The organism is Actinomadura opuntiae (genome assembly GCF_030283205.1).
Classification (GTDB): domain Bacteria; phylum Actinomycetota; class Actinomycetes; order Streptosporangiales; family Streptosporangiaceae; genus Spirillospora.
In genome coordinates this window covers 352,104-377,372 of the sequence record NZ_JASNWF010000003.1, presented here as the reverse complement: position 1 = coordinate 377,372, position 25,269 = coordinate 352,104, and the positions used below count along the sequence as shown (strand labels likewise).

Here is a 25,269-nt window from a genome sequence, read left to right as displayed (position 1 = left end):
TCGATGGTCATCCCGAAACCGGTGCGTCTCGACACCCGCCCGGGCCGGCTCGTCCTCGACCGGCACACCACTCTGACCGCGGACCCCGCGTTCGCCGAGGTCGCCGCCTGGCTGCGCGGCGAGCTGAGCCCCGTCACCGGCGGCGAGCTGCCGCCGGGGCCGCGTCCGGGCGGGATCGCCCTCGCGGTCCGGGAGATGCCGGCGGAGGCGTACCGGCTGAGCGTCGGGGCCGACGGCGCGCTCGTCGAGGCCGCCGACGCCGCGGGCGCGTTCTACGGCGCGCAGACCCTCCGGCAGCTCCTCCCGCCCGAGTCGTACCGGAAGGCGTCCGCCGGCGGGAGCCTCCCGCTGCCCCACGTCCTGATCGAGGACCGGCCGCGCTTCGCCTGGCGCGGCTGCCTCCTCGACGTCGCCCGCAACTTCCTCCCCAAGGCCGACCTGCTGCGCTTCATCGACCTGATGGCCGTGCACAAGCTGAACGTCCTCCACCTGCATCTCACCGACGACCAGGGCTGGCGGCTGGAGATCAGGCGCTATCCGCGGCTGACCGAGGTCGGGGCGTGGCGCCGGGAGAGCCAGGTCGGGTGGGACGGTCCCGGCGACGGCCGTCCCCACGGCGGCTACTACAGCCAGGACGACGTCCGCGAGATCGTCGCCTACGCCGCCCGGCGGCACATCACCGTCGTCCCGGAGATCGACCTGCCGGGCCACACCCAGGCCGCGATCGCCGCCCACCCCGAGCTCGGCAACCTCGACACCCCCCTCGACGTCGCCACGACGTGGGGCGTCGGCCCGAACGTGCTCAACGCCGAGGAGCACACGATCGCGTTCTTCCAGAACGTCCTGGACGAGGTCGTGGAGCTGTTCCCGAGCCCCTACATCAGCATCGGCGGCGACGAGTGCCGCAAGGACCAGTGGCGGGCGAGCCCGGCCGCGCAGCGCCGGATCCGCGAGCTCGGCCTGCGCGACGAGGCGGAGCTGCAGAGCTGGATCATCGGCCGGGTCGCCGGCCACCTCGCCGCCCAAGGCCGGCGCACGGTCGGCTGGGACGAGATCCTGGAGGGACGGGGCGCGCCCGAGCACGCCGTCATCACCTCCTGGCGGGACGACCACGCGACCGTGGTCGCCGCCAAGAGCGGCCACGACGTCGTCCCCTGCCCCAACACCTCCGTCTACCTGGACTACCGCCAGGCGCCCGGCGACCAGGAACCGGTGCCGTTCGGCACCGTGCTCACCGTCGACGACGTCTACGCCTTCGAGCCGATCCCGTCCGCGCTCGCGGGCGACCGTGCGGCCCGGCACGTCCTCGGCGCCCAGTGCTGCCTGTGGACCGAACTCATCGACTCGCCGCGGCAGCTCGACTACATGGCCTTTCCCCGGCTCGCCGCCTTCGCCGAAACCGTGTGGAGCACCCAGGACCGGGACCCGGCCGGCTTCCGGCGGCGGCTCGACGCCCACCTGGACCGCCTCACCGCACTCGGCGTGGAGTACCGTCCCGAAACGGGACCGCGGCCCTGGCAGCGGCGGCCCGGCGTGGCCGGACGTCCCGAGGAGGACGACGCCTGGCAGGCGAAGGTCTCCGAATGGACCCGCCCGCTCCGCGAAGGCCGCTGAGGCGGCCATGCCCGATCTCCACGATCTGAGGCTGGCCGACTATGCGCCGCGTCCGAGCGTCGCCATCCCCGGGAGCCACGTCCCGCGGCCGCGGTACCGATGCGTCGACGTCCACAACCACCTCGGCCGCTGGCTCACCGGAGACGGTGGATGGATGGCACCGGACGTGGGCCGGCTGCTCGCCCTCATGGACGAGCACGACGTGGCCGCCATCGTGAACCTCGACGGCATGTGGGGCGAGGAGCTGTCGGCCAACCTCGACCGCTACGACCGCGCCCACCCGGGCCGGTTCCTCACGTTCTGCCAGCTCGACTGGGAGTTGCTGCGCGAGCGCGACGGCGTCGACCGGCTCGTGGCCGGACTGCGGGACTCGCACGCGCGCGGCGCCCGCGGACTGAAGGTCTGGAAGACGCTGGGCCTGAAGTACACCGGCCCCGACGGCCGCCTGGTCCTGCCGGACGATCCGCGCCTCGCCCCCGTCTTCGCCGCCGCGGGCGAACTCGGCCTGCCCGTGCTGATCCACACCGCCGATCCGGTGGCGTTCTTCGCCTCCGCCGACCGGCACAACGAGCGGCTCGAAGAACTGCTGGCCCATCCGGACTGGCAGTTCGACCGCCCCGGCGTCCCTTCCTTCCTCCGGCTGATGGACGCCCTGGAGGGCCTCGTCGCCGCCCACCCGCGCACCGTCTTCATCGGCGCGCACGTCGGCTGCTACGCCGAGGACCTCCGATGGGTCTCGCGCATGCTGGACGAGCATCCGAACTTCCACATCGACATCGCCGGCCGGCTCGCCGAACTGGGCCGCCGCCCGCGCGCGGCCCGGACCCTGTTCACCCGCCACCCGGACCGCGTCCTGTTCGGCACCGACGCGTTCCCGCTCTCGGCGTCGTCGTACCCCACGCACTACCGCTTCCTGGAGACCGCCGACGAGCACTTTCCGTACGCCCCCGACGAGGAGATCCCGCCCCAGGGACGCTGGGCCATATCCGCACTCGACCTACCCGACGACGTGCTGAAAAAGGTGTACAGAGACAACGCCCTGCGCCTGCTCCGGGAGGCGGGGAACTGACGCGGCGGCCGAGCGCGCGGTCCGGCCCATTCACCGTTGCTCAATCGCTCTGGATAAGCCCGTATCTTTCGGCGATCGCCAGAGCTTCGGGGTCGCCGGCCTGGATACGGGGGTGCAGCACCGCGTACGCCTCGTCGGTCCGCCCCTGACCGAGCAAGAGCATGAGCAGCCAGAATTCGGCTTCAGGACTATGGGTCTCGGCCTCGGCGCGCCGGTACCAGGTGATCGCTTCGTCGAAGCGCCCCGCGTCGCGCAGGATGAAACCCATGAGCTCCAAGGCGTCACTTCGGCCTGATGCGGCGCGTGTTCTCAACCAGGCCAGGACCTCCTCCGTCCGGCCTTTCCGAGACATGATCTGCAGCGTGTCCCGGAAATTTCCGGCGGGGCCGGCGAGTTCGGATATCCGCTGCTCCCAGCAGAGCCCTTCCCAGATCCGGCCTTCCCTCAGCAGCTCTTTGGCGATCCACATCGACTGGAGGCCGTAACGGGCGCCCACGCGCGCCATCAGCCATGCGACCGCGTCGGCGGCCCGGTCCGTCCGCAGATAAATCCTCTTGAAGTAGTCGCCTTCCTCCGGTGTCGCATGTGCGATCCGGGTCAGGTTGGCTGGGGAGGCGTGGGTGAGGATGGCGCTGAGAAGTGCGTCCTGGTGGATTGGAGCCCGGACCTCTGGACGGATGGATTTTGCGATCTGTACGAGGGAGTCGGCCAGACGATAGGTCGGCTGCTCAGAGTCCGGTCGGCCGGACCTGGGGCGGGCAAGGGTCAGCGGCCCGCGGACACCTTTGCAAGGAACGGACGCGTAGGCCAAGGCCGCCTCGAACCAGTCTTCACCGGCTAGATCCCATTGGGTATCGGTGAGGTAGGCGGGTGCGGCCGCCGCCAGGAGGGCGCGAGGCAAAGCGGGGCCGTGGCCGAGCAGCCGAAGTTCCATTGCCGCGTGCATCAAGGCTCTGGCCGATGCGGGAGCGGTTCGGTAACGCTCCAGTAGTGCGGGAACACCGGCCAGGTACTGGGTGATGTGACCGTCCTCGGCATGCTCGACGGCAGCGGCCAGCCGCGCGTCGTGCCCGGCCGCCCGCGCCACCGCGTCCAGGTCGGCGCCGGTGAAGGTCTCGGGCAACTCGATCACTGCGCCGTCCAGCACCCGGGCCACCTGCGAGGTGGACTGCTGGACGAGCGCCGCATGGTGCTCGGGCCACAACGTGCCCAAAACCAGCACCGGCGCCCTGGCCGGGTCGGTCAGCAGGCTGCGCAGCTTGGCCGCGACCCGCTCCCCGCCGTCACCGGACGCGCCCAGGTACTCCTGGGTCTCGTTCAGCCACACCACCGTGAACGATCCGACCCGGTCCAGCTCCGCCACCGCCGCCTCGGGCCGGGTGGGATCGAAGGGGTGCCACAGCCGCCACCCGTCCGCCTCCCGAAGCAGAGCGAGGGCCTCCCACAAGGCCCGGGTCTTGCCCGCCGACGACCCGGCCACCAGCACCGCCATCCCGCTCTGCCCCGCAACGGCCTGGGCCACCACCTGGGCCAACCGGGCATCATGCGCCCGCTGTACGTACGGCGGAAGCGGCGGCAGATCGTCCGCCCTCTCCGGGGTGATCGGCCGGTGCACCTCCAACGCGAAGGGGTCGGTCACCTCGCTCAAGGGCCGTCCCACACCTTTATCGCGGTCGCCCGCCGCGGCGGCGGACAAGCCGGCGCGGGCCTCCTGGTCAGCCGCCAGCAACTGCGACCACTCTCGGTGGGTGACCTGTTTCTCCCTGGCCCAGGCGGCCAGGACGCCACCGACCTTGGCCAGCTGGTCCACGTCCCGGGGGAGGGACTTGCCGGTCGCCCAAGAGTTCACCGTCGTCTTCGCAACGCCCGATTCGGCGGCCAGCCGGTCCTGTGTCACCTGCGCACCCTGCCGACCGACGTGGTGGACGGCCTGGTCCCACAGCCGCGCAAGCTCCGCGAGCACTTGGGAGGACACGTGCGCACCGGCCGCGGGACGAAACGGCTTGGGCACCGTGCCTCCCTCGCCCCCCTGTCGCCCGATGACGGATCCGACTCGTACCAAGCCGGATCTACACCTGACCACGAGCGTAACCACCACGCCACCATCCGGATCCGAAATCGGTGGGATCGGCGCCGATTCACCCGGTTAATGGGGTCAGGTCCACTGAACGAGGAAACGACCAGGGAGGCCAAAGCGATGACGTCCTCAGCCGCACCCGCGTCCGGTCTGACGCGTACTGAACGACTCCTGCTGGCGTCCGCCGCTGTGCGCGGCGCCCTGACCGGCGCCGCCCGCGCGATCACGACATGGCTGCTCGACCACTACCTCCGCTGACGGTACGTGAAAGGCGGGCGGCGGCAGACGGAGAAAATCTGAGAATCGGGGGCCGGCGGATGTCGAGAAGGCTCCGTCGGCTCCGTCCCTGGGGCGGATCACGACAACGACCCGCAGTTGTTGGGGACGACCCGGCGCCGGATGTGATCTGGGCCACTTCTTGTCACAAGCTCCCTTCGCCGGACGCCTAGTGGGCGAATCCCGAGCGAACGGAGGAGAGATCATGACGAAGCACAGCGGCGGCCGGACGGACGTCATCGTGATCGGCGGGGGATACGCCGGAGTTCTCGCGGCCAACCGCCTGACCAGCCGGGACGACGTGGACGTGACCCTGGTCAACCCGCGTCCGGCCTTCGTCGAGCGCATCCGCCTGCACCAGCTGGTGGTGGGGTCCGACGACGCGGTCGTCGACTACAAGGACGTCCTGAGCGAACGCGTCAAGCTCGTGGTCGACACCGCGACCGGGATCGACCGGGAGGCGCGCACCGTCTCGCTGGCCGGCGGCGCCACCCTCGGATACGACCACCTGATCTACGCGGTGGGCAGCCGCAGCGGCGCGCCCGAGGTGCCCGGCGCGGACGAGTTCGCCTACCCGATCGCCACCCTGGAGGAGGCCGAGCGGCTGCGCCGGACCGTGGCCGCCGCGCCCGCCACCGCGGCGCTGACGGTCGTCGGCGGCGGGGCCACCGGCATCGAGACCGCGGCCGAGCTCGCCGAGGCGGGCCGTCCCGTCACCCTCGTCTGCGGAGGGCAGCTCGGCCCCTACCTCCACCCGAACGGCCGCCGCTTCGTCGCCAAGCGGCTGGCGGCCCTCGGCGTGACCGTCCTCGAAGGCCCCGGCACCCGGGTGGAGTTCGTGGCGGCCGACGCCGTGCACCTCGCCGACGGCCGCGAGGTGCGCGGCCACCTGACCATCTGGGCCGCCGGCTTCGGCGTTCCCGACCTGGCCGCCAGCAGCGGCCTCAGCACCGACGAGGCGGGCCGCCTCCTCACCGACGAGACCCTGACCAGCGTCGACGACGACCGCATCGTCGCCGCCGGGGACGCGGCCTCGCCCTCGGGCCTGCCCTACCGGATGGGCTGCCAGTCCGCCGTCCAGCTCGGCCCGCACGCCGCCGACGCCGTGCTCCGCCGGATCGAGGGCGGACGGCCCGAAGCCATCAGCATCGGCTTCGCCGGGCTGTGCGTCAGCCTCGGCCGCGGCGCCGGCATCTTCCAGTTCGCCCGCAAGGACGACACCGCCATCCGGTTCTACGTCGGCGGCCGTCCGGGCGCGCGCCTGAAGGAGTTCGTCGTCTCCCACACCGTCAAGCAGCTCACCGACGAGGCGCGCAAGCCCGGCGCACGCGTCCTGAAGGCCAAGGACGACACCCGGCAGCAGCGCGTCCAGGCCGCGGAGCAGCGCGCCCAGGTCGCGCACGTCGCGTAGCCACTGGAGCACGGGCGGCCCCGGCGCCGCACCATGGAAGGATTCGAAGATGCAAGACCACGCCGCGGACCCGGCCACCGAGGCCTTCGTCGCCCACCGCAACCTGCTCTTCACCGTCGCCTACGAGATCCTCGGCTCGGCGGCCGACGCCGAGGACGTCCTGCAGGAGACCTGGCTGCGCTGGGCCGAGGTCGACCTGGAGCAGGTCCGCGACCAGCGCGCGTTCCTCGTGCGCGTCGCGACCCGGCGGGCGCTCGACCGGCTGCGGGTCCTGCGGCGCCGCAAGGAGTCCTACGTCGGCCCGTGGCTGCCCGAGCCGCTGCTCACCGCGCCGGACGTCGCCGAGAGCGCCGAGCTCGCCGAGAGCCTGTCGATGGCGATGATGCTCGTCCTGGAGACCCTCTCGCCGACCGAGCGGGCCGTGTTCGTCCTGCGCGAGGTCTTCGACGTCGACTACGACGAGATCGCGGAGGCGGTCGGCAAGACCCCCGCCGCGGTCCGCCAGATCGCGCACCGCTCCCGCAAGCACGTCGACGCCCGCCGGCCTCGCGAAGTGGTCTCCTCGCGCCAGGCCGAGGCCGCCCTCGCGTCGTTCCAGCACGCCGTGGAGACCGGCGACCTGCAAGGTGTGCTGGACGTGCTCGCCCCCGACGTCGTCCTGATCAGCGACGGCGGCGGCGTCAGGAGCGCCGCGCTGCGGCCCGTCACGGGCCTGGCGAAGGTGGCCCGCCTCCTCCTCGCCAGCCTCGGCGACAAGGAAGGCGCGCTGACCGGCGAGCCCACCACCGTCAACGGCGATCCGGCGCTCCTCCTGCGCCTCGACGGCGAGATCGACAGCGTCATGGCGATCTGCCTCGAGGAGGGTTTCGTCACCGGCATCTACTTCGTCCGCAACCCCGACAAGCTCGCCCACATCGCCGCCGCCACACCGTTCACCCTGAACTGAGACCGGCACGGCCGCGGCCCCGCCCCGGGCAAGGGGCGGGGCCGCGGCCGTCGACTCCGCCTTGGCGGCCGAAGTACCGGCGTCGTTCAGGACGCGGGCGCGGACACCAGCTCGTTGATCTCGGGCAGGACCGCGTCGGCGACCGTGACCGGCCGCGGGATGAGGCCGTTGGCGTGGAAGAGGTCGGCGGCGTGCTGCTGCTCGGCGACGAACCCATCGTCCACCGGGTGCAGGCCCCACGGACGGGTGCGCAGCGCGTGCTCCCAGGCGCCGACGTCGCCGCCGTCGTCGGCGGCGAACAGCGCCGCGGCCTCGCGCGGGTTCGCCTCGATCCAGGCGTCCGACTCCTTGAGCGCGGCGACGATCGCGGCTAGCTCGTCGCGCCGCTCGGTGGCGAACGTCCGGCTGGTGAACCAGAGCGAGCGGTGGCTGAACAGGCCCGGCGTCTCGATGACCGTCCGGACGGGACGGCGCCGCTCGACGTCGGTGAGGTAGGGGTAGGAGCCCACCCAGGCGTCGACCTCGCCGTTCAGGAACAGGTCGGCCGCGTTGCCGTAGGCGTCCACGGGTTCGATGTCGCTCCAGGTCAAGCCCGCTTTTTCCAGGGCGAGCAGCAGCAGCGTGGTCTGCCAGGAGCCGTGGCCGAGCGCGACGCGCTGGCCCTTGAGGTCGGCGGGGCCGGCGATCGGCGAGTCGTCCGGGACGACGATCCGGCCGTTCTCCACGCGCGGCCCGGAGATCGCCACGTAGACGACGTCGTGCCCCTTCGCCTGCGCCGTGACGGGCGGCGTGGACCCGGTGCCGATGAAGTCATAGCCGCCGTCGAACAGGTGGTCGCCGTGCCCGGACGGGAGGCCCTCGGTCGGCGCGGGACGGTCCCCGGCGGGCAGCGACCGCAGGTCGACCCACTCCACGTCCGGGACGGCCCGTTCGAGGATGCCGCGGTGCCGCAGTACCCACAGCGAGTTGTTCTGCGGGAAGTAGCCGACGCGCAGGGTCATGATGTCTTTCCTTTCAGGAGGGGCAGGACGTGGCGGCCCACGCGCTGGGCCTCTTCGAGGTGGGGGACGCCCGCGAGGATGAAGGCGTCCACGCCGAGGTCGATCAGCTCGTCGAGCCGCGCGGCGACCTGGTGGTAGTCGCCGACGAGCCCGAACAGCGGCCCGGGCCGGAGCCGGTTGAAGCCGCCCCACACGTTGGGCTGCACTTCGAGGTCGCGGTGGTCGGAGCCGGCGCCGGCGGTGAACTCGCGTCCCCGCTGCCAGCCGACGGACTCGCTCGCGTCGGGGGTGCGCTGCGCTTCGCCGATCCGCGCCCAGCCCCGGCGCACCTCCTCCCACGCCTCCTCCTCCGTCTCGCGGGCGAGGACGTCCACGCGGACCGCGAACTTCGGGGGAGTGTCGCTGTGCTCGCGGACGAGGTCGAACTTCGCGGCGAGCGCGTCGAACGGCTCCAGCCAGGACAGGTAGTGGTCGGCGTGGCGGCCCGCGGCGGCGATCGCGGCGGGCGACGAGCCGGAGAAGTAGATCTCCGGGAACGGCTGCCCGCGCAGCTCCGGCGGGAGCGCCGCGCCCTCGACCCGGTAGAAGCGGCCCTCGTGGTCGAACGGGCCGTCCCACACGCCCTTCAGCACGTCGAGGAACTCCGACGTGCGGGCGTACCGGTCGTCGTGGTCGACCTTGTCGCCCCACCACAGCTGCTGCGGCCCGCCGCCGCCCGAGATGATGTTGTAGACGACGCGTCCGCCCGTCGCCGCCTGCAACGACGCCGACATCCGCGCAGCCTGGACGGGATGCAGGAATCCCGGCTGGAAGGCGATCATGAACCGGTAGGCGGTGGTCTCCCCGGCCAGCGCGGCGGCGGCCGCCCACGGGTCGTCGGTCTCGGGGAAGGACGGCATCAGCCCGCCGACGAACCCGGACCGCTCGGTCGCCCGCGCCACCTCCGCCATGTAGTCGAGGGGGCCGTACCCGTCCGGCGCGGCGTCGCGCAGGCCGGGGCCGAGGCTGCCGGGCAGGTACGGGCCGAAGCCGCCGCGGGTGATGTCGCCGAGCCGCAGCGCGGGCGCGTCGCCCTCCATCGCGATGCGCCAGTAGATGTCAACCGGCACGTTCGGTCTCCTTCCGCAGCAGGGGCAGGACGCGCTGCGCCAGCCAGTACGCGGTGGCGGGCGTCGCCGCCGGCTCCACGAAGAACTCGGCGACGCCCTCGTCGGCGCGGCGCAGGATCTCGTCGGCGAGCGCGTTCTCGTCTTCGGCGTCGACGCGCAGGCGCAGCGCCGGGTCGACGCCGTCCGGGACGAGGCCGGGGTCGTCGTCGGGGCCGATGAGATGCGCGTCGGCGTGCTTGGCGGACAGGGCGAGGGCCTCCGGCGACGTCCCGGACAGGTACACGCGCGGGAACGGGCGCGGCACCCGTGAGCCGGGGAAACCGCCGTCGAGCACCTGGAAGTGCTCGCCCTCGAAGGTGTACGGCCGCTCGCCCCACACGCCCTTCGCGATGGTCAGGAACTCGTCGGCGCGGGCGTAGCGGGCCGGGCCCTCCAGGTAGTCGCCGTGCGCGCGGGCGACGTCGGGGGAGAGGTCGACGGCGAGCCGCCACGCGAGCCGCCCGCCGGTGTAGCGCTGCAAGGACGCCGACAGCTTCGCCGCGTAGACGGGCGTCGCGATCGCCGGATGGAACTCGGCCGCCACCTGGATGTGCCGGGTGTCGCGCAGCACCGCCGCCGCGAGGACCAGCGGGTCGTGGCCGCCCGGGTCGAACGGGACGAGCACGCCGTCCAGCCCGCCCAACTCAGCGGCCCGGCCCACCGCGCGATGCTCGGGCTCGACGGTGCGAGGCCGCACGTCGGTGACGAAATCGGGCAGCACCGCCCGTCCGGGCGCGCGAGTGGGCGCCACGACATGCAAGCGGGTCAACGTATCGCTCCTTCCGGCGGCCGTCCGGCCTTCTCCTTCTCGGACTCCGGCTCGGGGCCGGTGAGCCGGACGCCGAGGTCGGCCAGCAGCCGGCGGCGCAGCGCGGTGAACGCGGGATCGGCGGCGTCGCGGGGACGCCGTGCCGCCACCCGCTCGTCGGTGACCAGCCGGCCGTCCTTCAGCACCGCGACCCGGTCGGCCAGCCGGATCGCCTCGTCCACGTCGTGGGTGACCAGCAGCACCGCCGGACGGTGGGTGCGGACCAGGTCGTCGACGAGGTCCTGCATCCGCAGCCGGGTCAGCGCGTCGAGCGCGGCGAACGGCTCGTCTAGCAGCAGCAGTTCCGGTTCCCGGACCAGTGCCCGCGCCAGCGCGACCCGCTGCGCCTCGCCACCGGACAGCGTGTGCGGCCACGCCCGCGCGTGGTCGGCGAGGCCGACCTCCGCGAGCGCCCGCCTCCCCTTCTCCTGCATGGCGGCGCCGCGCGGCAGCCCGACGACGACGTTGCCCAGGACGCGCTTCGACGGCACCAGCCGCGGTTCCTGGAAGACGATCGTGCGGGCCTCGGGCACCAGGACGGTGCCGCCGTCTGGCCGGTCGAGGGCGCCGAGGATCCGCAGCAGCGTCGTCTTGCCGGTGCCGCTGGCGCCGAGGAGCGCGACGAACTCGCCGCGTTCGATGTCGAGGTCCACCCCGTCCAGGACGGCGCGGGCCCCGAAGACCCGGCGCAAGCCCCGCAAGTGCACGGCGGTGCTCATCGTGCCGGTGCTCATCGCGCCGCCTCCTTCGCCCGCCACGGCATCAGCAGCCGCTCGGCGCCGCGCGCGAGCAGGTCGGCGGCCAGCCCGAGCAGCCCGTACACCAGCACGCAGACCGACAGGATGTCGGTGCGCGAGAAGCTCTGCGCCTGCGTCATCAGGTAGCCGATCCCGGACGTGGAGTTGATCTCCTCGGCGGCGATCAGCGCGATCACGCTGAGCGTCATCGACAGCCGGAACCCGGCGAGCAGCGAGGGCAGCGCGCCCGGCAGCACGACCTCGCGGACGAGCCGCCACCCGCCGAGGCCGAACGTGCGCATCGCCTCCAGCAGCCGCCGGTCCACGTTCCGGACGCCGCCCGCGGTCGAGACGTACATCGGGAACGTGGTGGCGACGGCGATGAGGATGACGCGGGCCGATTCGCCGATCCCGAACCACACCATGAACAGCGGGACGAGCGACAGGAACGGCAGCGCGCGGAGCAGTTGCAGCGGCGAGTCCAGCAGTTCCTCACCGAGGCGGGAGAAGCCGGTGACGACGCCGAGCAGCAGCCCGGCGGCGAGCCCGCACGCCAGGCCGAGCACCGCGCGGGTCAGCGAGACGCGCAGCGCGTCGGTGAGCTGGCCGTCCGTCCACAGCTCGCGGGCCGCGTCCGCGACCGTCGCGGGCGAGGCGAGTACGTCGGGGCTGAGCACCCCGGTCGCGGACGCCAGCCACCAGCCGCCGAGCAGCGCGAGCGGGCCGAGGGTGCGCAGCGCGACGGTCACGCCGCGGCGCCGCGGCCTCGGGATGCGCGGGCGCGGGACGACGAGATCGGCATACGCGGCTGTCTCGGCAGGGGCGGCGGTCATGTCCCGCTCCCGGGCAGCGTCACGACGTACGGCTTGACGTCCACCTTCACCGGGGTGATCTTCTGGTCGGCGAAGAACTGCGCGACGCTCGCGAATCCGGTGAGGTCGGCCGCCCCGATGGGCCCGGCGGTCGCGCCCTGCGCGAGGTTCTGCACGGTGAGCCGCTCGGCGGCGCCGCTGACGGCCTGCGGCCCCGCCTTGGTGAACACGTTGACGTAGGCGCCGGGGTTCTTGATCTGGTCCTGCCCGCGGTCGTGGAGGTACTGGTAGAACGCCTTGACGACCTCGGGGTGCGCGTCGGCGAGCTTCGTCCGGACGGCCCACACCGAGTAGTTCTGCGACCCGATCTGCCCGCCGTTCACCAGGAAGCGCGCGCTGGTCGCGGCCATCTCGGGGAGCGAGTACGTCGCCCAGACCGCCCACGCGTCGACCTTCCCGGAGTTGAAGACGGGGGCGGTCTGCGCGGGGTTGAGGTAGACGCGCTTCACCTGGTCCGGCTTGATCCCGGACGCGGCGAGCGCCTTGAGCAGCAGGTACTCGGCGGTCCCGCCCTTGTTCACCGCGACCGACTTGCCGACCAGGTCGCGGGGCGTCCGGATCGGGGAGTCCTTGCGGACCAGGATCCCCTCGCCGATCTTGTCGGGGGCGATCTGGGCGAACAGCTTGAAGCCGGGCTTCTGGGCGAGCGCGGCGATCGCGGAGGTGATCGAGCCCTGCGCGAAGTCCAGTTCGCCGGCGTTCAGCTCCTGCGCGGCGGGCGCGAACGGCCCGGCGCTGCCCGTCCACGCGACCTTCGCGTGCACGGCCGACAGCGCCTTGGCCAGGCTGCCGTCCTTCTTCCCGGCGGCGAGCACCCCGGAGTTGCCCGGGTCGGGGACGCGGATGGTGATCGTCCCGCCGCCGGACGCGTCCGCGTCCGAGCCGCCGCAGCCCGTGGCGGCGAGCAGGACCGCGAGGGCGCCGGCGGCCAGGGCCGGAAGGGCGGGGAAACGCTTCATGGATGCTCCTGTGCGACGAAGGCGAGCCGCGGGACGAGGTCGCGCGCGGCGGCGAGGGGTGCGGGATCGGCCCAGGCGGACACGTCCACCGGGGCGTCGTGGAAGCCGTGCCGGCGCAGGAACTCCTCCTGCTCGGCCAGCAGCGCGAGGCGGTCGGCGCCGAGACCGGCGTGCAGGTCGCGGTGGAAGCCGTCGCCGTAGGCGCGGGCGACGCCCTCGGCGCCCGAGCCGGTCTCGTCCCGCAGGATGCGGGCGAGGTCGCCGGGATGGTCGCGGGCCCAGTCGGCGGCGCCGAGCAGTACGGCGAGGAACCGGACGACCAGGTCGGGTTGGTCGTCGAGCAGCCGCTGGTCGACGGTGATCGGACGCGGCGTCCCGTTGTTGACCCGCCACCGGCGGTCAGGCAGGGCGTCGAGGTCGATCGCGACCTTCGCGCCGTAGCGGGCGGCGGTCTCCACGGCGACCGAGCCCTTGGTGTACACGGCGTCGACGCGGCCGTCGCGCAGCGCCGCGAGCTCGGCCTCCCATTGCCCGGGGAGGGCGTCGCCGTCGAGGTCGACGAGCTCGGCGTCGGCGAGGGTCAGCCCGGCCTGGCGGAGCGCGCCGTCGAAGCCGCGCAGCGCCATCGCGCGCCAGAAGTCGATCTCGATGGAGCGGCGCGGGACGGCGAGGCGGCGGCCCTTGAGGTCGTGCGGGCCGTGCACGCCCGCGCCCGGGCGGGCCAGCACGACCTGCCGCTCCTCGAACCAGGTGAGGCCGACCAGGCGGGTCGGCGCGCCGGTGGAGCGGGCCCACAGCGCGGGGACGTTGCCGCCCTCGCGGACGAGCGTGGGAAGCCGGTGGCGGAAGTGCTCGCCGCGGACGGCTCCGGCGCCCGCGTCCTGGAGCGAGCGCACGGCGATGCCGTCGGCGGCGAACTCCGCCGCGAGCCAGCCCTGGTCTGCGGCGATGCCGGTGGCAGTGGGGACGGGACAGCGGGTGAACCACAGGTCCCGGGGACGGGTGTCGGCCATGGCGGCGAGTATTGCCAACAAAACCTACCAACTCAATATAGATCCCATAGGGTGGGAAACATGGCAGAAACTCCCGCCGGCGGGCAGGCGGTGTGGCGCGCGCTGGACCTCCTGCTCTGCTTCCGCGACGGCGGCCCGCCGCCGACCGCGTCCGCCCTCGCCCGCCGCCTCGGCCTCAGCACCTCGACCGCGCACCGGCTCGCGCAGACCCTCGCGGGCGCGGAGTTCCTCGTCCGCGACCCGGCCGCCCGCTACCGCATCGGCCCGGCGCTGACCGAGCTGGGCCTGCTGTCGTTCCACCAGCAGGGCCTGCACCGGGTCGCGCCGGAACTGGAGCACCTGGCCCGCGTCACCGGGACGACGGCCGACCTCGCGATCCGCAGCGGCGACCACGCGCTGCTGCTCGCCGGCGGCACCGTGCGGCGCACCGAGGACGGCGTCGGGCTGCGCCGCCCGCTGCACTCCACCGCGCTCGGCAAGGTGCTGCTCGCCTGGCCCCGGCCCGGCGCCGACGACCTGGCCGGGCTGGCGCCGCTGCGCCCGCTCACCGGCCGGACCATCGCGGACGTGGACGAGCTGCGCGCGGAGGTCGAGCGGGTCCGCGCCGCCGGGCACGCGATGAACGACGGCGAGTCCGCCGAGGGCGTGCGCACCCTCGCCGTCCCGCTGCTGGACCGGGCCGGCCACGCCCGCTACGCGCTCGCGCTGCGCTCGACGCCCGAGGTCGTCTCGGACGCGCGGGTCCCGTGGTTCCTGGCGCACGCCCAGTCCTGCGCGCGGGCGATGGAGGTGCTGCTGCTGCCGCCGGACGAACGGCGCGGCTGGCCGGGGCAGGGGCCCGGGCCCGGCCGCCAATAACCGGTATTTCCTACTGCTTTAATTGACTTTTTGTCGGACGCGCGCCTACACTCCCCGCGTCCGCCGGATGCGGCCCGGCCCTTGGGAGACGACCGTGACCACCACATGCGACCAGCCAGCGCGGCGGGCATCCCCGCGCGACCACGCCGACTGGCTCGCGCTGGCCCGGACCACCGCCGCCGGCCCGGACGTGGACGACCCGGACGGCCGGTACGCCGGCCGCCCGCAGGCGCGCGCCGCCGAGGCCCTGCGGCGGGCCGGGCTGCTCACGCTGCCGATCCCCGCGCACCACGGCGGCGGCGGAGCCTGCTGGCGCACCGCCTACCAGGTCGTGCGCGAGGTCGCCGCCGTCAACGGCGACATCGGGCTGCTGCTCGGACACCACTACCTGCTGACCTGGACGCCCGCTCTCCTCGGCGCGGAGGAGGCCCGCGAGCGGGTCTGGCCGCGCGCGGCGGCCGGGGCATGGCTCCTGGGCGGCGCGCCCGACCCGCGCGAGACCGCGCCGACGCTGGTGACGGGCCCGCGCGGCGGCCTCCACCTGGACGGCGCGACCGCGCTCGCACCCGGCGCCGTCCTCGCCGACCGCCTCTCCGTCGGTGCCACCCGCACCGGCACCGGGGAGCCGCTGATGGTCCTGGTCGATCCGGCCGGCCCCGGTGTCGTGCGGGCCGGGGACGCAGAGGTCCGCTTCGCCGGGGCCGCCGTGAACGAGGACGACGTCATCGGCCGGCCGCCCGGTGCCCGCGCCGCATCGGCCGCGCTGATCGCGCCCGCCATCCAGCTGATGTTCGCGCAGCTCTACGTCGGCATCGCCGAAGGAGCCCTGAACGCCGCCCGCGCGCACGCGGTCGCCAGGACCCGGCCCTGGCCGCTCGGGCAGGCGAGGCGGAACGGCGGCGACGCCTACCTGTCCGGCGCCTACGGCGGCCTGCTGGCGCAGGTGCGCGCGGCGCGGGCGCTGGCGGATCAGGCCGTCGAGGAGCTGAGCCCGGCCCTGCACGGGGCGGACGGCGCGGAGCCGTCCGGGCGGGGGTGCGGCGCGCCGGCGGTGCTGGTCGCCACCGCGAAGATCGCCGCCGTCCAGGCCGCGCTGGCGGTCGCCTCCCGCGTCTTCGAGCTCGCCGGTCCCGGCTCGGCCCGGTCGAGCCCGGGCCTGGCCCGGTTCTGGCGCTACGCCCGCGCCCTCGACGACCCGGTGGCCTACCGGCAGACCGAGGTCGGCCGGGAGTTCCTGACCGGCGAGTTCCCTCCCGAAAGGAAGGCCGCACCGTGACCCTGCCCCACCGCGTCGATCGCAGCGAAGGCAAGCCACTGGTCGCGGTGGTCGGCGGGGGAGCGAGTGCGACGCTGCTGGCCGCGCATCTCCTGCGTCGCGCCGGCGCGGTACCGCGCCTGCTCCTCATCGACAGGGACGGGCTGCACGGCCGGGGCCAGGCGTACTCCACCCAGGATTCGAACCACCTGCTGAACGCCCGCGCGGCGAACATGAGCGGTGTCCAGGACGACCCGGGCCACCTCTTGGACTGGACGTGCTCGCAAGGAATCGAGGCGTCGGGAGAGGACTTCCTCCCGCGCCCCCTGTACGGCCGCTACCTGCGGAACCTGCTCGATGCCTCGGCTCGGGCGCGGCCGGGCCATCTGACCGAGCTGACCGGCACCGTGCTCGCCCTCGAGGCGGAACCCCTGACCGGAGGCTGGAAACTCCACCTGGCCGACGGCACTTCCCACCTGGCCGACGCGGTCGTGCTGGCCGTCGGCAACCAGGCACCGAGCCGCCTGCTCTGGCAACCGCCGGCGCACCGCTACATCGCCGACCCGTGGCGACGCGGGGCACTGGACGTCATTGACGACGACGCGCCCGTCCTGATCGTCGGCACCGGACTGACGATGGTCGACCTGGCCATCAGCCTCACCGGCCAGGATCCGGACCGCGTCGTTCATGCCGTTTCCCGGCACGGGTTGCTGCCCCGGCCGCACCATCCGCCGCCGCGCCCGCCCGAGGCCGGGATCGTGCTGCCGGCCGAACCGATGAGCCTGCGCGAGCTGCTGCGCTGGAGCAGGCTCGCCGTCCGCGGCAACGGCGGGGAGTGGCACGGCTTCGTCGACGCCGTCCGGCCGCACGTCCCGGCCTTGTGGGGACGGCTTTCGGAAGCCGACCGGCGGCGCTTCCTCGATCTCGTCGCCCGGCATTGGGAGGTGCACCGCCACCGGATCCCGCCCGCCTCGGCCGCCCGGATCGACGCTCTGCGCGCCGCCGGACGCCTGCGCGTCCTGCGCGGCCGCATCGACGAGGTCCGAACCGACGCGGAACACCGGCTCGCCGTGAGGATCGCCAGCGACGGCGAAGCCGCGGAGGTGAACGTCGGCTGGCTGGTCAACGGCACGGGGCCCGCGGCCGGCCCTGCGACCGACACGTTCCTGTCCGGCCTCGTCAGCGCGGGGATCGCCCGCCCCGGACCTCTCGGCCTCGGGCTGGACGCCGACGCCGGCGGCGCCGTCCGCGACGCGGCGGGCCGTCCCCACCCCAACGTGTTCACCCTCGGACCGCCCCTGCGCGGAGTCCGCTACGAGACCACGGCCATCCCGGAGATCCGCGCCCAGGCGGCCGTCCTCGCCGACCGTCTGGCCCTCCTCGGCCGTTCCGCTCACCGCGCGTCCAGCAGGGAGAACCAGGCGATCCCGACGTAGCGCGCCGCCCGGTCGAAGTTTCCCTACTTGACATATCGGAAAACCCGACTAAGTTGCATGATCATGTCGTCGGTCCGCGAAGCCCAGCACGATCCGCGCTCCCGGTCGATCGGGCACCGGTGAGCGCGGATCTCGTCGATCGGCGCCGCCTGTTCCACGCGCGCCCGGAGACGGCGTTCACCGAGCTGTGGACGTCGGCCGCCATCGCGGCGGAGCTGCGGCGGCTCGGGCTGCGCGTGCGGACCGGGCGCGACGCGATCGACCTCTCCCGCGTCCCGGCCTGCCCGGCCGGGACGAGCTGGACGCGGCCGCCGCCCGCGCCCGAGCCTGGGGCGCCGGCGAGGAGGATCTCGCACCCGTCCGGGACGGGCACACGGCGGTGGTCGCCGACATCGAAGGCGAGGCGCCCGGCCCCACGGTCGCGCTGCGCGTGGACATCGACGCGCTGCCGCTCACGGAGTCGTCGGCGCCCGAGCACGCTCCCGCGCGGGACGGGTTCGCCTCGCTGGCGCCCGGGGCGATGCACGCCTGCGGCCACGACGGCCATATCGCGGTCGGTCTCGAACTGGCGCGCCGGCTCTCGTCCGGCCGGATCGCCGGGCGGGTCCGGCTGCTGTTCCAGCCGCCGAGGAGGGCGGGCGAGGCGCCCGCGCGATGCTGGACGCGGGAGTCCTCGCGGGCGTCGACCGGCTGTACGCGCTGCATCTGGGGCTGGGCCTGCCGGTCGGCGAGGTCGCCGCCGGCACGCACGGCTTCTTCGCCAACGCGAAGCTGCGGGCGGTCTTCACCGGGCGCCAGTCGCATGCGGCCGCCGCCCCGGAGGAGGGACGCAACGCCCTGCTCGCCGCGGCGCAGGCGACGGTGGCGCTGCACGCGCTGCCCCGCTTCGCGTCCGCCGACACCCGGGTGAACGTCGGGGTCCTGCGTGCGGGCACCGCGCCCAACATCGTGGCCGGGCGTGCCGAGATGGCGCTTGAGCTGCGCGCCTCGGACGGCGACGTCTGCGACGAACTGGAGCGGCGCGCCCGCAACGTGCTGGCCGCTGCGGGAGCGTCCGGTGAGGTGGCGGTGGACATCGAGCGGATCGGCGCCGCCACGACCGCCGTCTGCGATCCGGCAGCGGTGCGGGCCGTCGCCGGCGCGGCCCGCTCGCTGCCCTCGGTGTCCGCCGTGCACGAGGACCACCGGTTCGGGGCGAGCGACGACGCCACCCTGCTGATGCGGGACGTGCAGGAGCGCCGTGGGACGGCGACGTACGCGGTCGTCGACTCGGGCCTCGGGGTACTTCAGCCCGGCACCGGTGTTGAGGACGACGACGCGCTCGTCCTCGCCCAGCCAGCCCGAGGCGCGCAGCTTGCGCGCGGCGGCGAAGGCGGCGGCGCCCTCGGGGCAGACGAACGCGCCCTCCAGCGCGGTGACCTCGGCGAGTTCGGCCAGCAGTTCGGCGTCGGTCACGGCGACCGCCGTGCCGGACGTCTCCGCCAGCGCGTCGAGGATGAGGAAGTCGCCCAAGGGCTTGGGCACGTTGATGCCGAACGCCACCGTGCTCGCCTTCTCCCAGGGACGCGTCACCCGCTCACCCCGCTCGAAGGCTTCGACGACCGGGGCGCAGCCCTCCGCCTGCACCGCCACCAGGCGCGGGAACGGTCCGGAGATCCAGCCCAGCTCGCGCAGCTCCGTCAGGGCCTTGCGGATCCCGATCAACCCCACGCCGCCGCCCGTCGGGTAGAGGATCACGTCGGGCGGCGTCCAGCCCAGCTGCTCGACGATCTCCAGGCCCATGGTCTTCTTGCCCTCGATGCGGTAGGGCTCCTTGAGCGTCGAGGCGTCGAACACCCGGTCCCCGGACGCCGCGACCAGCTCGCTGACGATGCGCCCGGCGTCACTGATCAGGCCGTCGACCAGGTGCAGGTCCGCGCCGGACGCCGCGCATTCGCGCCGCGTGATCTCCGGGGCGTCGACCGGCATCACGACCGTGGCGGTCAGCCCGGCCCGGGCGCCGTACAGGGCCCAGGCGGCGCCGGCGTTGCCGTTGGTGGGCATCGCGAACCGCTCGACGCCGAGCTCGGCCGCCCGCGACACCCCGACGGCCGCACCGCGGGCCTTGAACGAGCCGGACGGCAGCAGCCCCTCGTCCTTCATCAGCAGCCCGGGCAGGCCGACGCGCTCGCCGTGGCGAGCAGCGGCTTCCCGCAGTCGGGGCACAGGTTCTGCAGGACGCCGGCGTCCCGCTCGATCCCGCACCAACCGCACTCCAGATGGGAAAGGTGGCTGAAAGCCATGCCCCGCTCCTCCCGACGTCCGCGACCGTCCCTCTATCCCCACCAGCCTAGTAGGAATTAGTGGTTTGATCACTGCCGCCCCGTGTCGTCCGGCCGGTCACGTGGCCACACCTGCGTAGAGTGCTTGCATAGGGTGTGGCCACACCCCTGCAGCGAGAGGTGCCGGCCCCATGAGGCTCGAACTCACCAACTACGAAGCCCTGCACGGTTGGGGCGTCGTCAACAACAGTGCCGCTTGGCATGCCCAGCGCAACCGCAAGCCCTCCCTGGCCGAGCAGGCAGTCGGGGACATCCTCTTCGCGGCCTACGACTGCCGGACCGACACCACGACCACGGTCGAGCTCAGCGACGACGAGCGCGCGGCTCTCGCCGAGCTGGTCAGCGAACACATCGCAGCGTGGGTGAAGCGCGGTCAGGAGAACGCCGCGACACCCCACCTGCGCTCGCTGGTCGTGAAGCTGGGCGGCTGACATGCCTACACCGGGCAGCCCGCAACGAAGGTTCCGCCTCGCCGACGACGCCCTGTGGGACGAGTACGGCCAGGCGTGCCGTGACGTCAACGGCAGCGCGGACCGCAGCGACGACATCCGCAAACACGTCGAGGCCGTCGTCGCCGAATGGAAGAAGCGGCGCGAGGTGAGCTGATTCCTGCCGTCCACTAGTCATCCGGGTGAGCGGTGGACGGCCGGATCTTTGGACGAAGGCGCATTTTCGGGGTCCCCGCCAAGGCTGATCATCGCCAGCACATCTCGCGGCGATCGCCACGGCCGCGAGGAACCGCCTCAGAAAGGGCCCCTCATGCGCCTTTCCCGCCCCACCGTCCCGTCGCGTCTGGTCGCCAAGCTCGCGGTCCTGGCCTGCGTCGCGTCCGGCGCCGCCGCGACCGCGGCCGTGACCGCCGCTCCCGCCTCCGCGGCGTGCACCGACATCGACGTGGTCGTCGCCCGTGGCACCGGCGAGCCCGGAACCCTGGGCTGGATCGTCGGTGACCCCGTCTACGCCGCGCTCAAGAACAAGATCGCCTTCAGGTCGTTCATGGGGTACCCGGTCAACTACCCCGCCGACCTCAGCATCGGGTCGGCGTCCAAGGGCAACACCGACCTCGTCAACCACATCAAGAGCCAGGCGGCGTCCTGCCCGAACCAGAAGTTCATCCTGGTCGGCTACTCGCAGGGAGCCAACGTCGTCGACAACTCGATCGGGGTCAGCAGCGACGGCGCGCTGGTCGGCGGACCCATCACCGCCACCATCCCCGCCTCCGCCGAGCCCCGCGTCGCCGCCGTCCTGCTGTTCGGCAACCCGATCCGGGCCATCGGCCGGAAGGTGACCGGAACGTACGCCGGCCGCACTCTCGACACCTGCGCCACCGGCGACCCGATCTGCGGGAACGGCATCGACATCACCGCACACCTGAGTTACGGCAACAACGCCGCCCAGGCCGCCTCGTTCGCGGCCGGGAAGGTCTGACCGTTTCCGCCTCCGCCCGTCGCCGACGAGTCGCCGCGCGAATCGCGGTCGAGACGGCGGCGGGCGGCCGGTCCGCTAATGGCCGTTCGCTCCGTGTTCGGGAATTGCGCCCGGCGCCTGCAAAACCCTGACCGCTTCCAGGGCCAGGACGAGTTCCGTGGCCTCGCGCGGATGGTCGAGCCTTCGTCCGGTCAACCGCTGAATCCGGCGGAGCCGGCCGAGCACGGTGTTGCGGTGGCAGAAGAGCCGCTGGGCCGCGCGCGCCGTCGACCCATGGCAGTCCAGCCATGCAGCCACGGTCCGCATGAGCGACTCGCGTTCGCCGCGATCGAGATCGAGGAGCGGCCCCACCACGGTGTCGCGCAGATGGCGGGCGAGTTCGGGCTGGGCGGCCATGAACGCGGCCGGCAGGCGCTCGTCCAGGCGCACGAGCCGGTTCGCATCGCGCGGCCGGGAGCCGGGTTCAGGAGCGGTCCCCATTGTCTCGCCGCAGTCCTCCGCGGCGGCGACCGAGCGGGCGAGGTCGGCCAGCCAGCGTGCCCTTCCCAGGTCCGCGAGGCGGTCGACCGGTAGCCCGATCCCGGCGGGCCGGCGGATCAGCGGGCGCAGGCCGGCGGCGAGGTCGTCGATACCGGCGGCGTCGAGGAGGGCGACACCGAGCAGAGCGCCGGGGCGGGACCGCCAGATCACTCGTGTTCCCACCACTTCGTCGGGCGGGACCGGATCGGTGCGTGCATTCGCGGCGACGACCACGTAGCGCCCGTGCTCGGGAAGGCCCAGCAGCGCACCGACCGAACGGACGCGGTCGGTGTCGTCCTCGTGCCCGTCCAGAAGGTCGTCGAGGGTCTCCAGGGCGGTCTCCACCTCGGCCTTGCGCATGTCGCGCCAGGTCTGGTGGTAGGACTCGGTGATCGAGTCCGACAGCTGGTCGATCATGGCCAGGGCTCGGCGGGCTCCGGACACGAGCACCGCCAGGTCGTCCGGATACCGCTCGGTGACCACGTCCGCCATGCACTCCCACAGGAGGCCGCCGGCCAGCCGGTAGGTGCGCAGGACCGTCTCCAGCGGCAGGCCGGCTTCGGCATATCGGCGTCCGATGCGCCGCGCGAAGGAGATGTCCGGACGCTCCATGCCGCGAGTGGCGATGGCCTCGAGCGCCGATTGCAGGCCGGAACGCGCCGACTCGCGGAACGCCCGGCTGCCGAAGGCCCGCCGCCCGTCCGGCCCCTCCGCTTCCTGAAGCCGGAGGACGAGCCGGTCGGTCAGTTCGGGAAGCCGGTCGTGCAGTGCCCGAACCGCGCTCTGGACGACGGTGTGCTGCCGTTCCTCAAAGGTGCTGGGCATGGTGGTCACATCTCACCGCCGTTGGACACCGAGCCTTGCCATCATCAGGGGCCAGAACCGGCGCATCTCGAGTTCCCACATCTCCCAGTTGTGCCATCCATCGCCATATACGTGCGCGGTGACCGGGACGTTCAATTCGCGCAGCCGCCGGAGGAAGTCGATCGACGTCATTCCGCAGAAGACCTCCTGCACCTGGACCGAGTGCTCCTGCCCGGGCTCCGGACGGTCCGCAGGGCCGGGAAGGCCGGTGGTGCCGCTGGAGACGTACAGTCCGGTGCCTCTCAGGTTCGCGGCGAGCACGTAGGGATCATGCGCCCTCCAGTTATCCTCGTCCACCCCGGGGACGCCCAGGACCCGGAACGGGTCGCCGCTGTCGGTGAGGAAACCCTGTACGAAGAGCGTCACCCACGGAATTCCCGGCCTGGTCAGGTGCAGGATTCCGCTCGCCGACGCGACGTACCGGAACATGCCGGGATGGCGCGCCGCGTAGATCATCGCGCCGTAGGCCCCGGAGGAAATGCCCATGGCGGCGCGGTCCCGTCCGGCTCGGTAGTTGCGCTCCATCAGTTGCAGCACTTCCGCGGTATGGAAGGTCTCCCACTTCGGCGGACCGCCCTTGCCGTAGTTCCACCAATCCGTGAAGGCGCCGTCGTCGGACTCGGGCATCACCACCATGACGTCGTAGCGGGCGGAGACCTCCTCGATATCGGTGCTCCGGGTCCAGGAGACGTAGGTGTCCCGACCACCGTGGTAGGCGTAGACGACGGGCCACCGCCGATTGGCGTCGGGCGACCATTCCTTCGGAACGAGCACGCGCACCTTGCTCTTCTTCGCCAGGGCCGGCGACGACACCGTGACGTCGAAGGTGCGTTCGTCCAGCCGGTCCGTGGCGACGATCCTGGCCCCGTCGTCGGCCGGGACCGGGGCCGAGAGCGCCGCCCCGGCCTCGGATGCGGGCGGCGGCGCGGCCGTGTCCCCGGGTCCGGTCATGGCCGAGATGATCGCCATGGCCGCCGCGACCGGGAAGACCATGGACCGCACACCCAGCATCATCGGCCTCCAGACTCGCGCTTTTCGCGTTACGGAACATTAGGTCGCCGGTACGGTTCCGCCCTTGCACGCCGATGACAAGATCAGATTTTTTCCTTATCATTTTGATCAGTAGCGGTCGAATTGTTCGAGGCCACGAGTCGGTCAACACGTCCGTTCTCGCGTCACGTCGATGAGACCGGCGACGATGCCGGTGCTCGCGCCCAAGGCGGCGGTGCGGTCGCACAGAGATCGGGCGTCCGCCTTGACCGGATCGCGGCCCTGATGACACTGACAAAGTCAGACAGTCAGGCGGGGGCTTCGACAATGGGAGGACGCTCGTGCCGACAAGGAGGATGCCGGCCCGAAAGCCCCACTTCATTTCTCACCGGAGCCGTTCGAATGACGGTCTCGGCGACCTGCTCCGGCCCCATACGGACTCGGTCGTGGACGAGGTCGTTCGAGAGATCCGGCTGCATGTGCCCGAGTACGCGCAGCCGCCCGACAGCGACTACGGCCGTCGGCTGCGCCGCAACATTTCCGCGACGGTCGGGCAGTTCGTCGACTCCTTGGGCGGGACGGCGGCGGACATCGGCATCCTCACCGTCACGTACAGGCGGTTGGGCGCGCATGAGGCCCGCAACGGCCGCAACCTGGACAGCCTGCAGGCCGCCATGCGGCTGGGCAGCCAGGTCGCCTGCAGGCGGTTCATCAGGCAGGCCTACCGGCTCGAATGGACCAGCGAGACGCTGGCTCTGCTCACCGACTCGCTTTTCCTCCTGCTGGAAAAGGCCGTCAACGCCGCCGCCGAAGGGTACGCCGCCGCTCAGGGGGAAATGGCGACCGAGCGCGAGCGCCACCGCAACCGGCTGCGCGACCTGCTCGTCGCCGATCCGCCCACCAGCCGGGAAGCGCTCATCACCCTGGCCCGCGCGGCGGACTGGGAACCACCGCGCACCATCGGCGTCGTCGCGCTGCTCGCGTCACCGGTGACGGCCTCCCGCGTCACATCGCCGGCGGTTCTCGCGGACTGGGACGGCCCGGAACCGTACCTGGTGGTGCCCGATCCGGACGGCCCCGGACAGGAGCGGTTGCTGTCGGCGCTCTTCCGCGGGCATCCCGGGGTGATGGGGCCCACCGTCCCGTTGAACCAGGGCGCCGTCTCTCTGCACTGGGCTCGGGAGGCGGCCCGGCTCATGCGACGCGGCGTGCTTTCCCCGCGGGGCGTCGTGCGATGCGTGGAGCACCTCTCGGTACTCGCCGCCTCACAATGCGAGGACCTGGTCCATGCCGCCTCGACTCGGCATCTGCGCCCGCTGCTGGACCTTCCCGCCCGGCGCCGGGAGACGCTGGCGTCGACGCTGCTGACCTTTCTCAGCTGCGGCGAGAACGCGATCACCACGGCAGAGCGAATGCACGTTCACCCGCAGACCGTGCGCTACCGGATTCGCACCATCCAGAAGCTCTATGGCGACGACCTCGTCCGTCCCGACAACCGCCTCGACATGATGCTGGCGCTGAACGCCTTTCTGCATTTCTCCAAGGACAGGCCACCGGCCTGATCCCCGCCGTTCGCGGGGACGATGTCCGCTCACCCGGGTGAGCCGTTATGAGCGTCCACTTTGGCACGGGTGACATGGCCGCAGCCTCCGGGCGCGATGAGGATC

23 protein-coding genes and 2 pseudogenes are annotated in these 25,269 nt (G+C 72.7%); 13 read left to right on the top strand and 12 right to left on the bottom strand.

Going from position 1 to position 25,269, the window contains the following annotated elements; translation table 11 throughout:
* Positions 1-3: 3 nt before the first annotated feature.
* Both QP089_RS08055 and QP089_RS08050 read left to right on the top strand, forming a co-directional pair.
* A complete protein-coding gene (locus tag QP089_RS08055) occupies positions 4-1,614 on the top strand; it encodes a beta-N-acetylhexosaminidase (RefSeq protein WP_285910734.1) in 1,611 nt (536 codons plus the stop codon).
* Positions 1,615-1,768: 154 nt separating this feature from the next.
* Positions 1,769-2,683, top strand: coding sequence for an amidohydrolase family protein (locus QP089_RS08050; RefSeq protein ID WP_285910733.1), 915 nt, complete (start codon positions 1,769-1,771; stop codon positions 2,681-2,683).
* Positions 2,684-2,723: 40 nt separating this feature from the next.
* Here the strand turns inward: QP089_RS08050 and QP089_RS08045 are convergent, their stop codons facing one another.
* The gene (locus QP089_RS08045) at positions 2,724-4,694 is read right to left on the bottom strand and encodes a hypothetical protein (protein WP_285910732.1); all 1,971 of its coding nucleotides are present in this window, start codon (positions 4,692-4,694) and stop codon (positions 2,724-2,726) included.
* A gap of 186 nt (positions 4,695-4,880) precedes the next feature.
* On the opposite strand from QP089_RS08045, the gene QP089_RS08040 reads away from it, so the two are divergent.
* From QP089_RS08040 to QP089_RS08030, 3 genes are all read left to right on the top strand, one after another.
* On the top strand, positions 4,881-5,018 hold the full coding sequence (locus tag QP089_RS08040; protein WP_285910731.1) for a hypothetical protein: 138 nt from the start codon (positions 4,881-4,883) through the stop codon (positions 5,016-5,018).
* Between the two features lie 223 nt (positions 5,019-5,241).
* Positions 5,242-6,447 (top strand): NAD(P)/FAD-dependent oxidoreductase, encoded by a 1,206-nt coding sequence (locus QP089_RS08035; protein WP_285910730.1) that lies wholly within the window; start codon positions 5,242-5,244, stop codon positions 6,445-6,447.
* A 49-nt stretch (positions 6,448-6,496) separates the two neighbouring features.
* A complete protein-coding gene (locus QP089_RS08030; RefSeq protein WP_285910729.1) occupies positions 6,497-7,393 on the top strand; it encodes an RNA polymerase sigma-70 factor in 897 nt (298 codons plus the stop codon).
* A gap of 86 nt (positions 7,394-7,479) precedes the next feature.
* Here QP089_RS08030 and QP089_RS08025 read toward each other — a convergent pair whose 3' ends face one another.
* Genes QP089_RS08025 through QP089_RS07995 form a run of 7 tightly spaced genes read right to left on the bottom strand, consistent with a single transcriptional unit; the run spans position 7,480 to position 13,931 of the window.
* On the bottom strand, positions 7,480-8,394 hold the full coding sequence (locus QP089_RS08025; RefSeq protein WP_285910728.1) for an ABC transporter substrate-binding protein: 915 nt from the start codon (positions 8,392-8,394) through the stop codon (positions 7,480-7,482).
* Positions 8,391-9,503 (bottom strand): LLM class flavin-dependent oxidoreductase, encoded by a 1,113-nt coding sequence (locus QP089_RS08020; protein WP_285910727.1) that lies wholly within the window; start codon positions 9,501-9,503, stop codon positions 8,391-8,393. The genes QP089_RS08025 and QP089_RS08020 overlap by 4 nt, the downstream gene beginning before the upstream one ends.
* The gene (locus tag QP089_RS08015) at positions 9,493-10,311 is read right to left on the bottom strand and encodes an LLM class flavin-dependent oxidoreductase (RefSeq protein WP_285910726.1); all 819 of its coding nucleotides are present in this window, start codon (positions 10,309-10,311) and stop codon (positions 9,493-9,495) included. The genes QP089_RS08020 and QP089_RS08015 overlap by 11 nt, the downstream gene beginning before the upstream one ends.
* Positions 10,308-11,084, bottom strand: a complete 777-nt coding sequence (locus QP089_RS08010) for an ABC transporter ATP-binding protein (protein ID WP_285910725.1) — start codon at positions 11,082-11,084, stop codon at positions 10,308-10,310. Before QP089_RS08010 ends, QP089_RS08015 begins: the two co-directional genes overlap by 4 nt.
* Complete coding sequence (locus QP089_RS08005; RefSeq protein WP_285910724.1) at positions 11,081-11,920, bottom strand: ABC transporter permease; 840 nt, start codon at positions 11,918-11,920, stop codon at positions 11,081-11,083. The genes QP089_RS08010 and QP089_RS08005 overlap by 4 nt, the downstream gene beginning before the upstream one ends.
* A complete protein-coding gene (locus QP089_RS08000) occupies positions 11,917-12,918 on the bottom strand; it encodes an NrtA/SsuA/CpmA family ABC transporter substrate-binding protein (RefSeq protein WP_285910723.1) in 1,002 nt (333 codons plus the stop codon). The genes QP089_RS08005 and QP089_RS08000 overlap by 4 nt, the downstream gene beginning before the upstream one ends.
* On the bottom strand, positions 12,915-13,931 hold the full coding sequence (locus tag QP089_RS07995) for an ABC transporter substrate-binding protein (protein WP_285910722.1): 1,017 nt from the start codon (positions 13,929-13,931) through the stop codon (positions 12,915-12,917). Before QP089_RS07995 ends, QP089_RS08000 begins: the two co-directional genes overlap by 4 nt.
* Positions 13,932-13,991: 60 nt before the next feature.
* Between QP089_RS07995 and QP089_RS07990 the strand changes: the two genes are divergently transcribed.
* The 4 genes and pseudogenes from QP089_RS07990 to QP089_RS48750 all read left to right on the top strand — a co-directional run.
* A complete protein-coding gene (locus QP089_RS07990; protein WP_285910721.1) occupies positions 13,992-14,789 on the top strand; it encodes an IclR family transcriptional regulator in 798 nt (265 codons plus the stop codon).
* Between the two features lie 94 nt (positions 14,790-14,883).
* A complete protein-coding gene (locus QP089_RS07985; protein ID WP_285910720.1) occupies positions 14,884-16,065 on the top strand; it encodes an acyl-CoA dehydrogenase family protein in 1,182 nt (393 codons plus the stop codon).
* Complete coding sequence (locus QP089_RS07980) at positions 16,062-17,480, top strand: FAD/NAD(P)-binding protein (protein ID WP_285910719.1); 1,419 nt, start codon at positions 16,062-16,064, stop codon at positions 17,478-17,480. Before QP089_RS07985 ends, QP089_RS07980 begins: the two co-directional genes overlap by 4 nt.
* Before the next feature lie 187 nt (positions 17,481-17,667).
* Positions 17,668-18,650 (top strand): annotated as a pseudogene (locus tag QP089_RS48750) (amidohydrolase); the annotation flags it as partial.
* Positions 18,651-18,806: 156 nt separating this feature from the next.
* On the opposite strand, the pseudogene QP089_RS48745 reads toward QP089_RS48750, so the two are convergent.
* Positions 18,807-19,622 (bottom strand): annotated as a pseudogene (locus tag QP089_RS48745) (threonine synthase); the annotation flags it as partial.
* Entirely contained in the window at positions 19,622-19,762 is a 141-nt protein-coding gene (locus QP089_RS07970; protein WP_285910717.1) for a hypothetical protein, read from the bottom strand. The gene QP089_RS07970 and the pseudogene QP089_RS48745, both read right to left, overlap by 1 nt.
* Before the next feature lie 170 nt (positions 19,763-19,932).
* Here QP089_RS07970 and QP089_RS07965 point away from each other — a divergent pair, with 170 nt between their 5' ends.
* From QP089_RS07965 to QP089_RS07955, 3 genes are all read left to right on the top strand, one after another.
* Positions 19,933-20,232, top strand: a complete 300-nt coding sequence (locus QP089_RS07965; protein ID WP_285910716.1) for a hypothetical protein — start codon at positions 19,933-19,935, stop codon at positions 20,230-20,232.
* Position 20,233: 1 nt separating this feature from the next.
* On the top strand, positions 20,234-20,407 hold the full coding sequence (locus QP089_RS07960; protein ID WP_285910715.1) for a hypothetical protein: 174 nt from the start codon (positions 20,234-20,236) through the stop codon (positions 20,405-20,407).
* Between the two features lie 153 nt (positions 20,408-20,560).
* Complete coding sequence (locus tag QP089_RS07955) at positions 20,561-21,229, top strand: cutinase family protein (RefSeq protein WP_285910714.1); 669 nt, start codon at positions 20,561-20,563, stop codon at positions 21,227-21,229.
* 75 nt (positions 21,230-21,304) lie between these two features.
* On the opposite strand, the gene QP089_RS07950 is transcribed toward QP089_RS07955, so the two are convergent.
* Together QP089_RS07950 and QP089_RS07945 are read right to left on the bottom strand one after the other, a co-directional pair.
* Positions 21,305-22,573 (bottom strand): PucR family transcriptional regulator, encoded by a 1,269-nt coding sequence (locus tag QP089_RS07950; protein WP_285910713.1) that lies wholly within the window; start codon positions 22,571-22,573, stop codon positions 21,305-21,307.
* 12 nt (positions 22,574-22,585) lie between these two features.
* Entirely contained in the window at positions 22,586-23,563 is a 978-nt protein-coding gene (locus QP089_RS07945) for an alpha/beta hydrolase (RefSeq protein ID WP_285910712.1), read from the bottom strand.
* 395 nt (positions 23,564-23,958) lie between these two features.
* Here QP089_RS07945 and QP089_RS07940 point away from each other — a divergent pair, with 395 nt between their 5' ends.
* Positions 23,959-25,164 carry a PucR family transcriptional regulator gene (locus tag QP089_RS07940; protein ID WP_512699675.1) on the top strand — a complete coding sequence of 402 codons (1,206 nt, stop codon included), beginning with the start codon at positions 23,959-23,961 and terminating at the stop codon, positions 25,162-25,164.
* Positions 25,165-25,269: the final 105 nt, after the last annotated feature.

Bases quoted from the DNA above. Each gene is read 5' to 3' on its own strand.
- QP089_RS08055 (WP_285910734.1), top strand. From the start codon at position 4: ATGGTCATCCCGAAACCGGTGCGTCTCGACACCCGCCCGGGCCGGCTC.
- QP089_RS08050 (WP_285910733.1), top strand. From the start codon at position 1,769: ATGGCACCGGACGTGGGCCGGCTGCTCGCCCTCATGGACGAGCACGAC.
- QP089_RS08040 (WP_285910731.1), top strand. From the start codon at position 4,881: ATGACGTCCTCAGCCGCACCCGCGTCCGGTCTGACGCGTACTGAACGA.
- QP089_RS08035 (WP_285910730.1), top strand. From the start codon at position 5,242: ATGACGAAGCACAGCGGCGGCCGGACGGACGTCATCGTGATCGGCGGG.
- QP089_RS08030 (WP_285910729.1), top strand. From the start codon at position 6,497: ATGCAAGACCACGCCGCGGACCCGGCCACCGAGGCCTTCGTCGCCCAC.
- QP089_RS08025 (WP_285910728.1), bottom strand. From the start codon at position 8,394: ATGACCCTGCGCGTCGGCTACTTCCCGCAGAACAACTCGCTGTGGGTA.
- QP089_RS08010 (WP_285910725.1), bottom strand. From the start codon at position 11,084: ATGAGCACCGGCACGATGAGCACCGCCGTGCACTTGCGGGGCTTGCGC.
- QP089_RS08005 (WP_285910724.1), bottom strand. From the start codon at position 11,920: ATGACCGCCGCCCCTGCCGAGACAGCCGCGTATGCCGATCTCGTCGTC.
- QP089_RS08000 (WP_285910723.1), bottom strand. From the start codon at position 12,918: ATGAAGCGTTTCCCCGCCCTTCCGGCCCTGGCCGCCGGCGCCCTCGCG.
- QP089_RS07995 (WP_285910722.1), bottom strand. From the start codon at position 13,931: ATGGCCGACACCCGTCCCCGGGACCTGTGGTTCACCCGCTGTCCCGTC.
- QP089_RS07990 (WP_285910721.1), top strand. From the start codon at position 13,992: ATGGCAGAAACTCCCGCCGGCGGGCAGGCGGTGTGGCGCGCGCTGGAC.
- QP089_RS07970 (WP_285910717.1), bottom strand. From the start codon at position 19,762: ATGGCTTTCAGCCACCTTTCCCATCTGGAGTGCGGTTGGTGCGGGATC.
- QP089_RS07965 (WP_285910716.1), top strand. From the start codon at position 19,933: ATGAGGCTCGAACTCACCAACTACGAAGCCCTGCACGGTTGGGGCGTC.
- QP089_RS07960 (WP_285910715.1), top strand. From the start codon at position 20,234: ATGCCTACACCGGGCAGCCCGCAACGAAGGTTCCGCCTCGCCGACGAC.
- QP089_RS07955 (WP_285910714.1), top strand. From the start codon at position 20,561: ATGCGCCTTTCCCGCCCCACCGTCCCGTCGCGTCTGGTCGCCAAGCTC.
- QP089_RS07950 (WP_285910713.1), bottom strand. From the start codon at position 22,573: ATGCCCAGCACCTTTGAGGAACGGCAGCACACCGTCGTCCAGAGCGCG.
- QP089_RS07945 (WP_285910712.1), bottom strand. From the start codon at position 23,563: ATGACCGGACCCGGGGACACGGCCGCGCCGCCGCCCGCATCCGAGGCC.
- QP089_RS07940 (WP_512699675.1), top strand. From the start codon at position 23,959: ATGCCGGCCCGAAAGCCCCACTTCATTTCTCACCGGAGCCGTTCGAAT.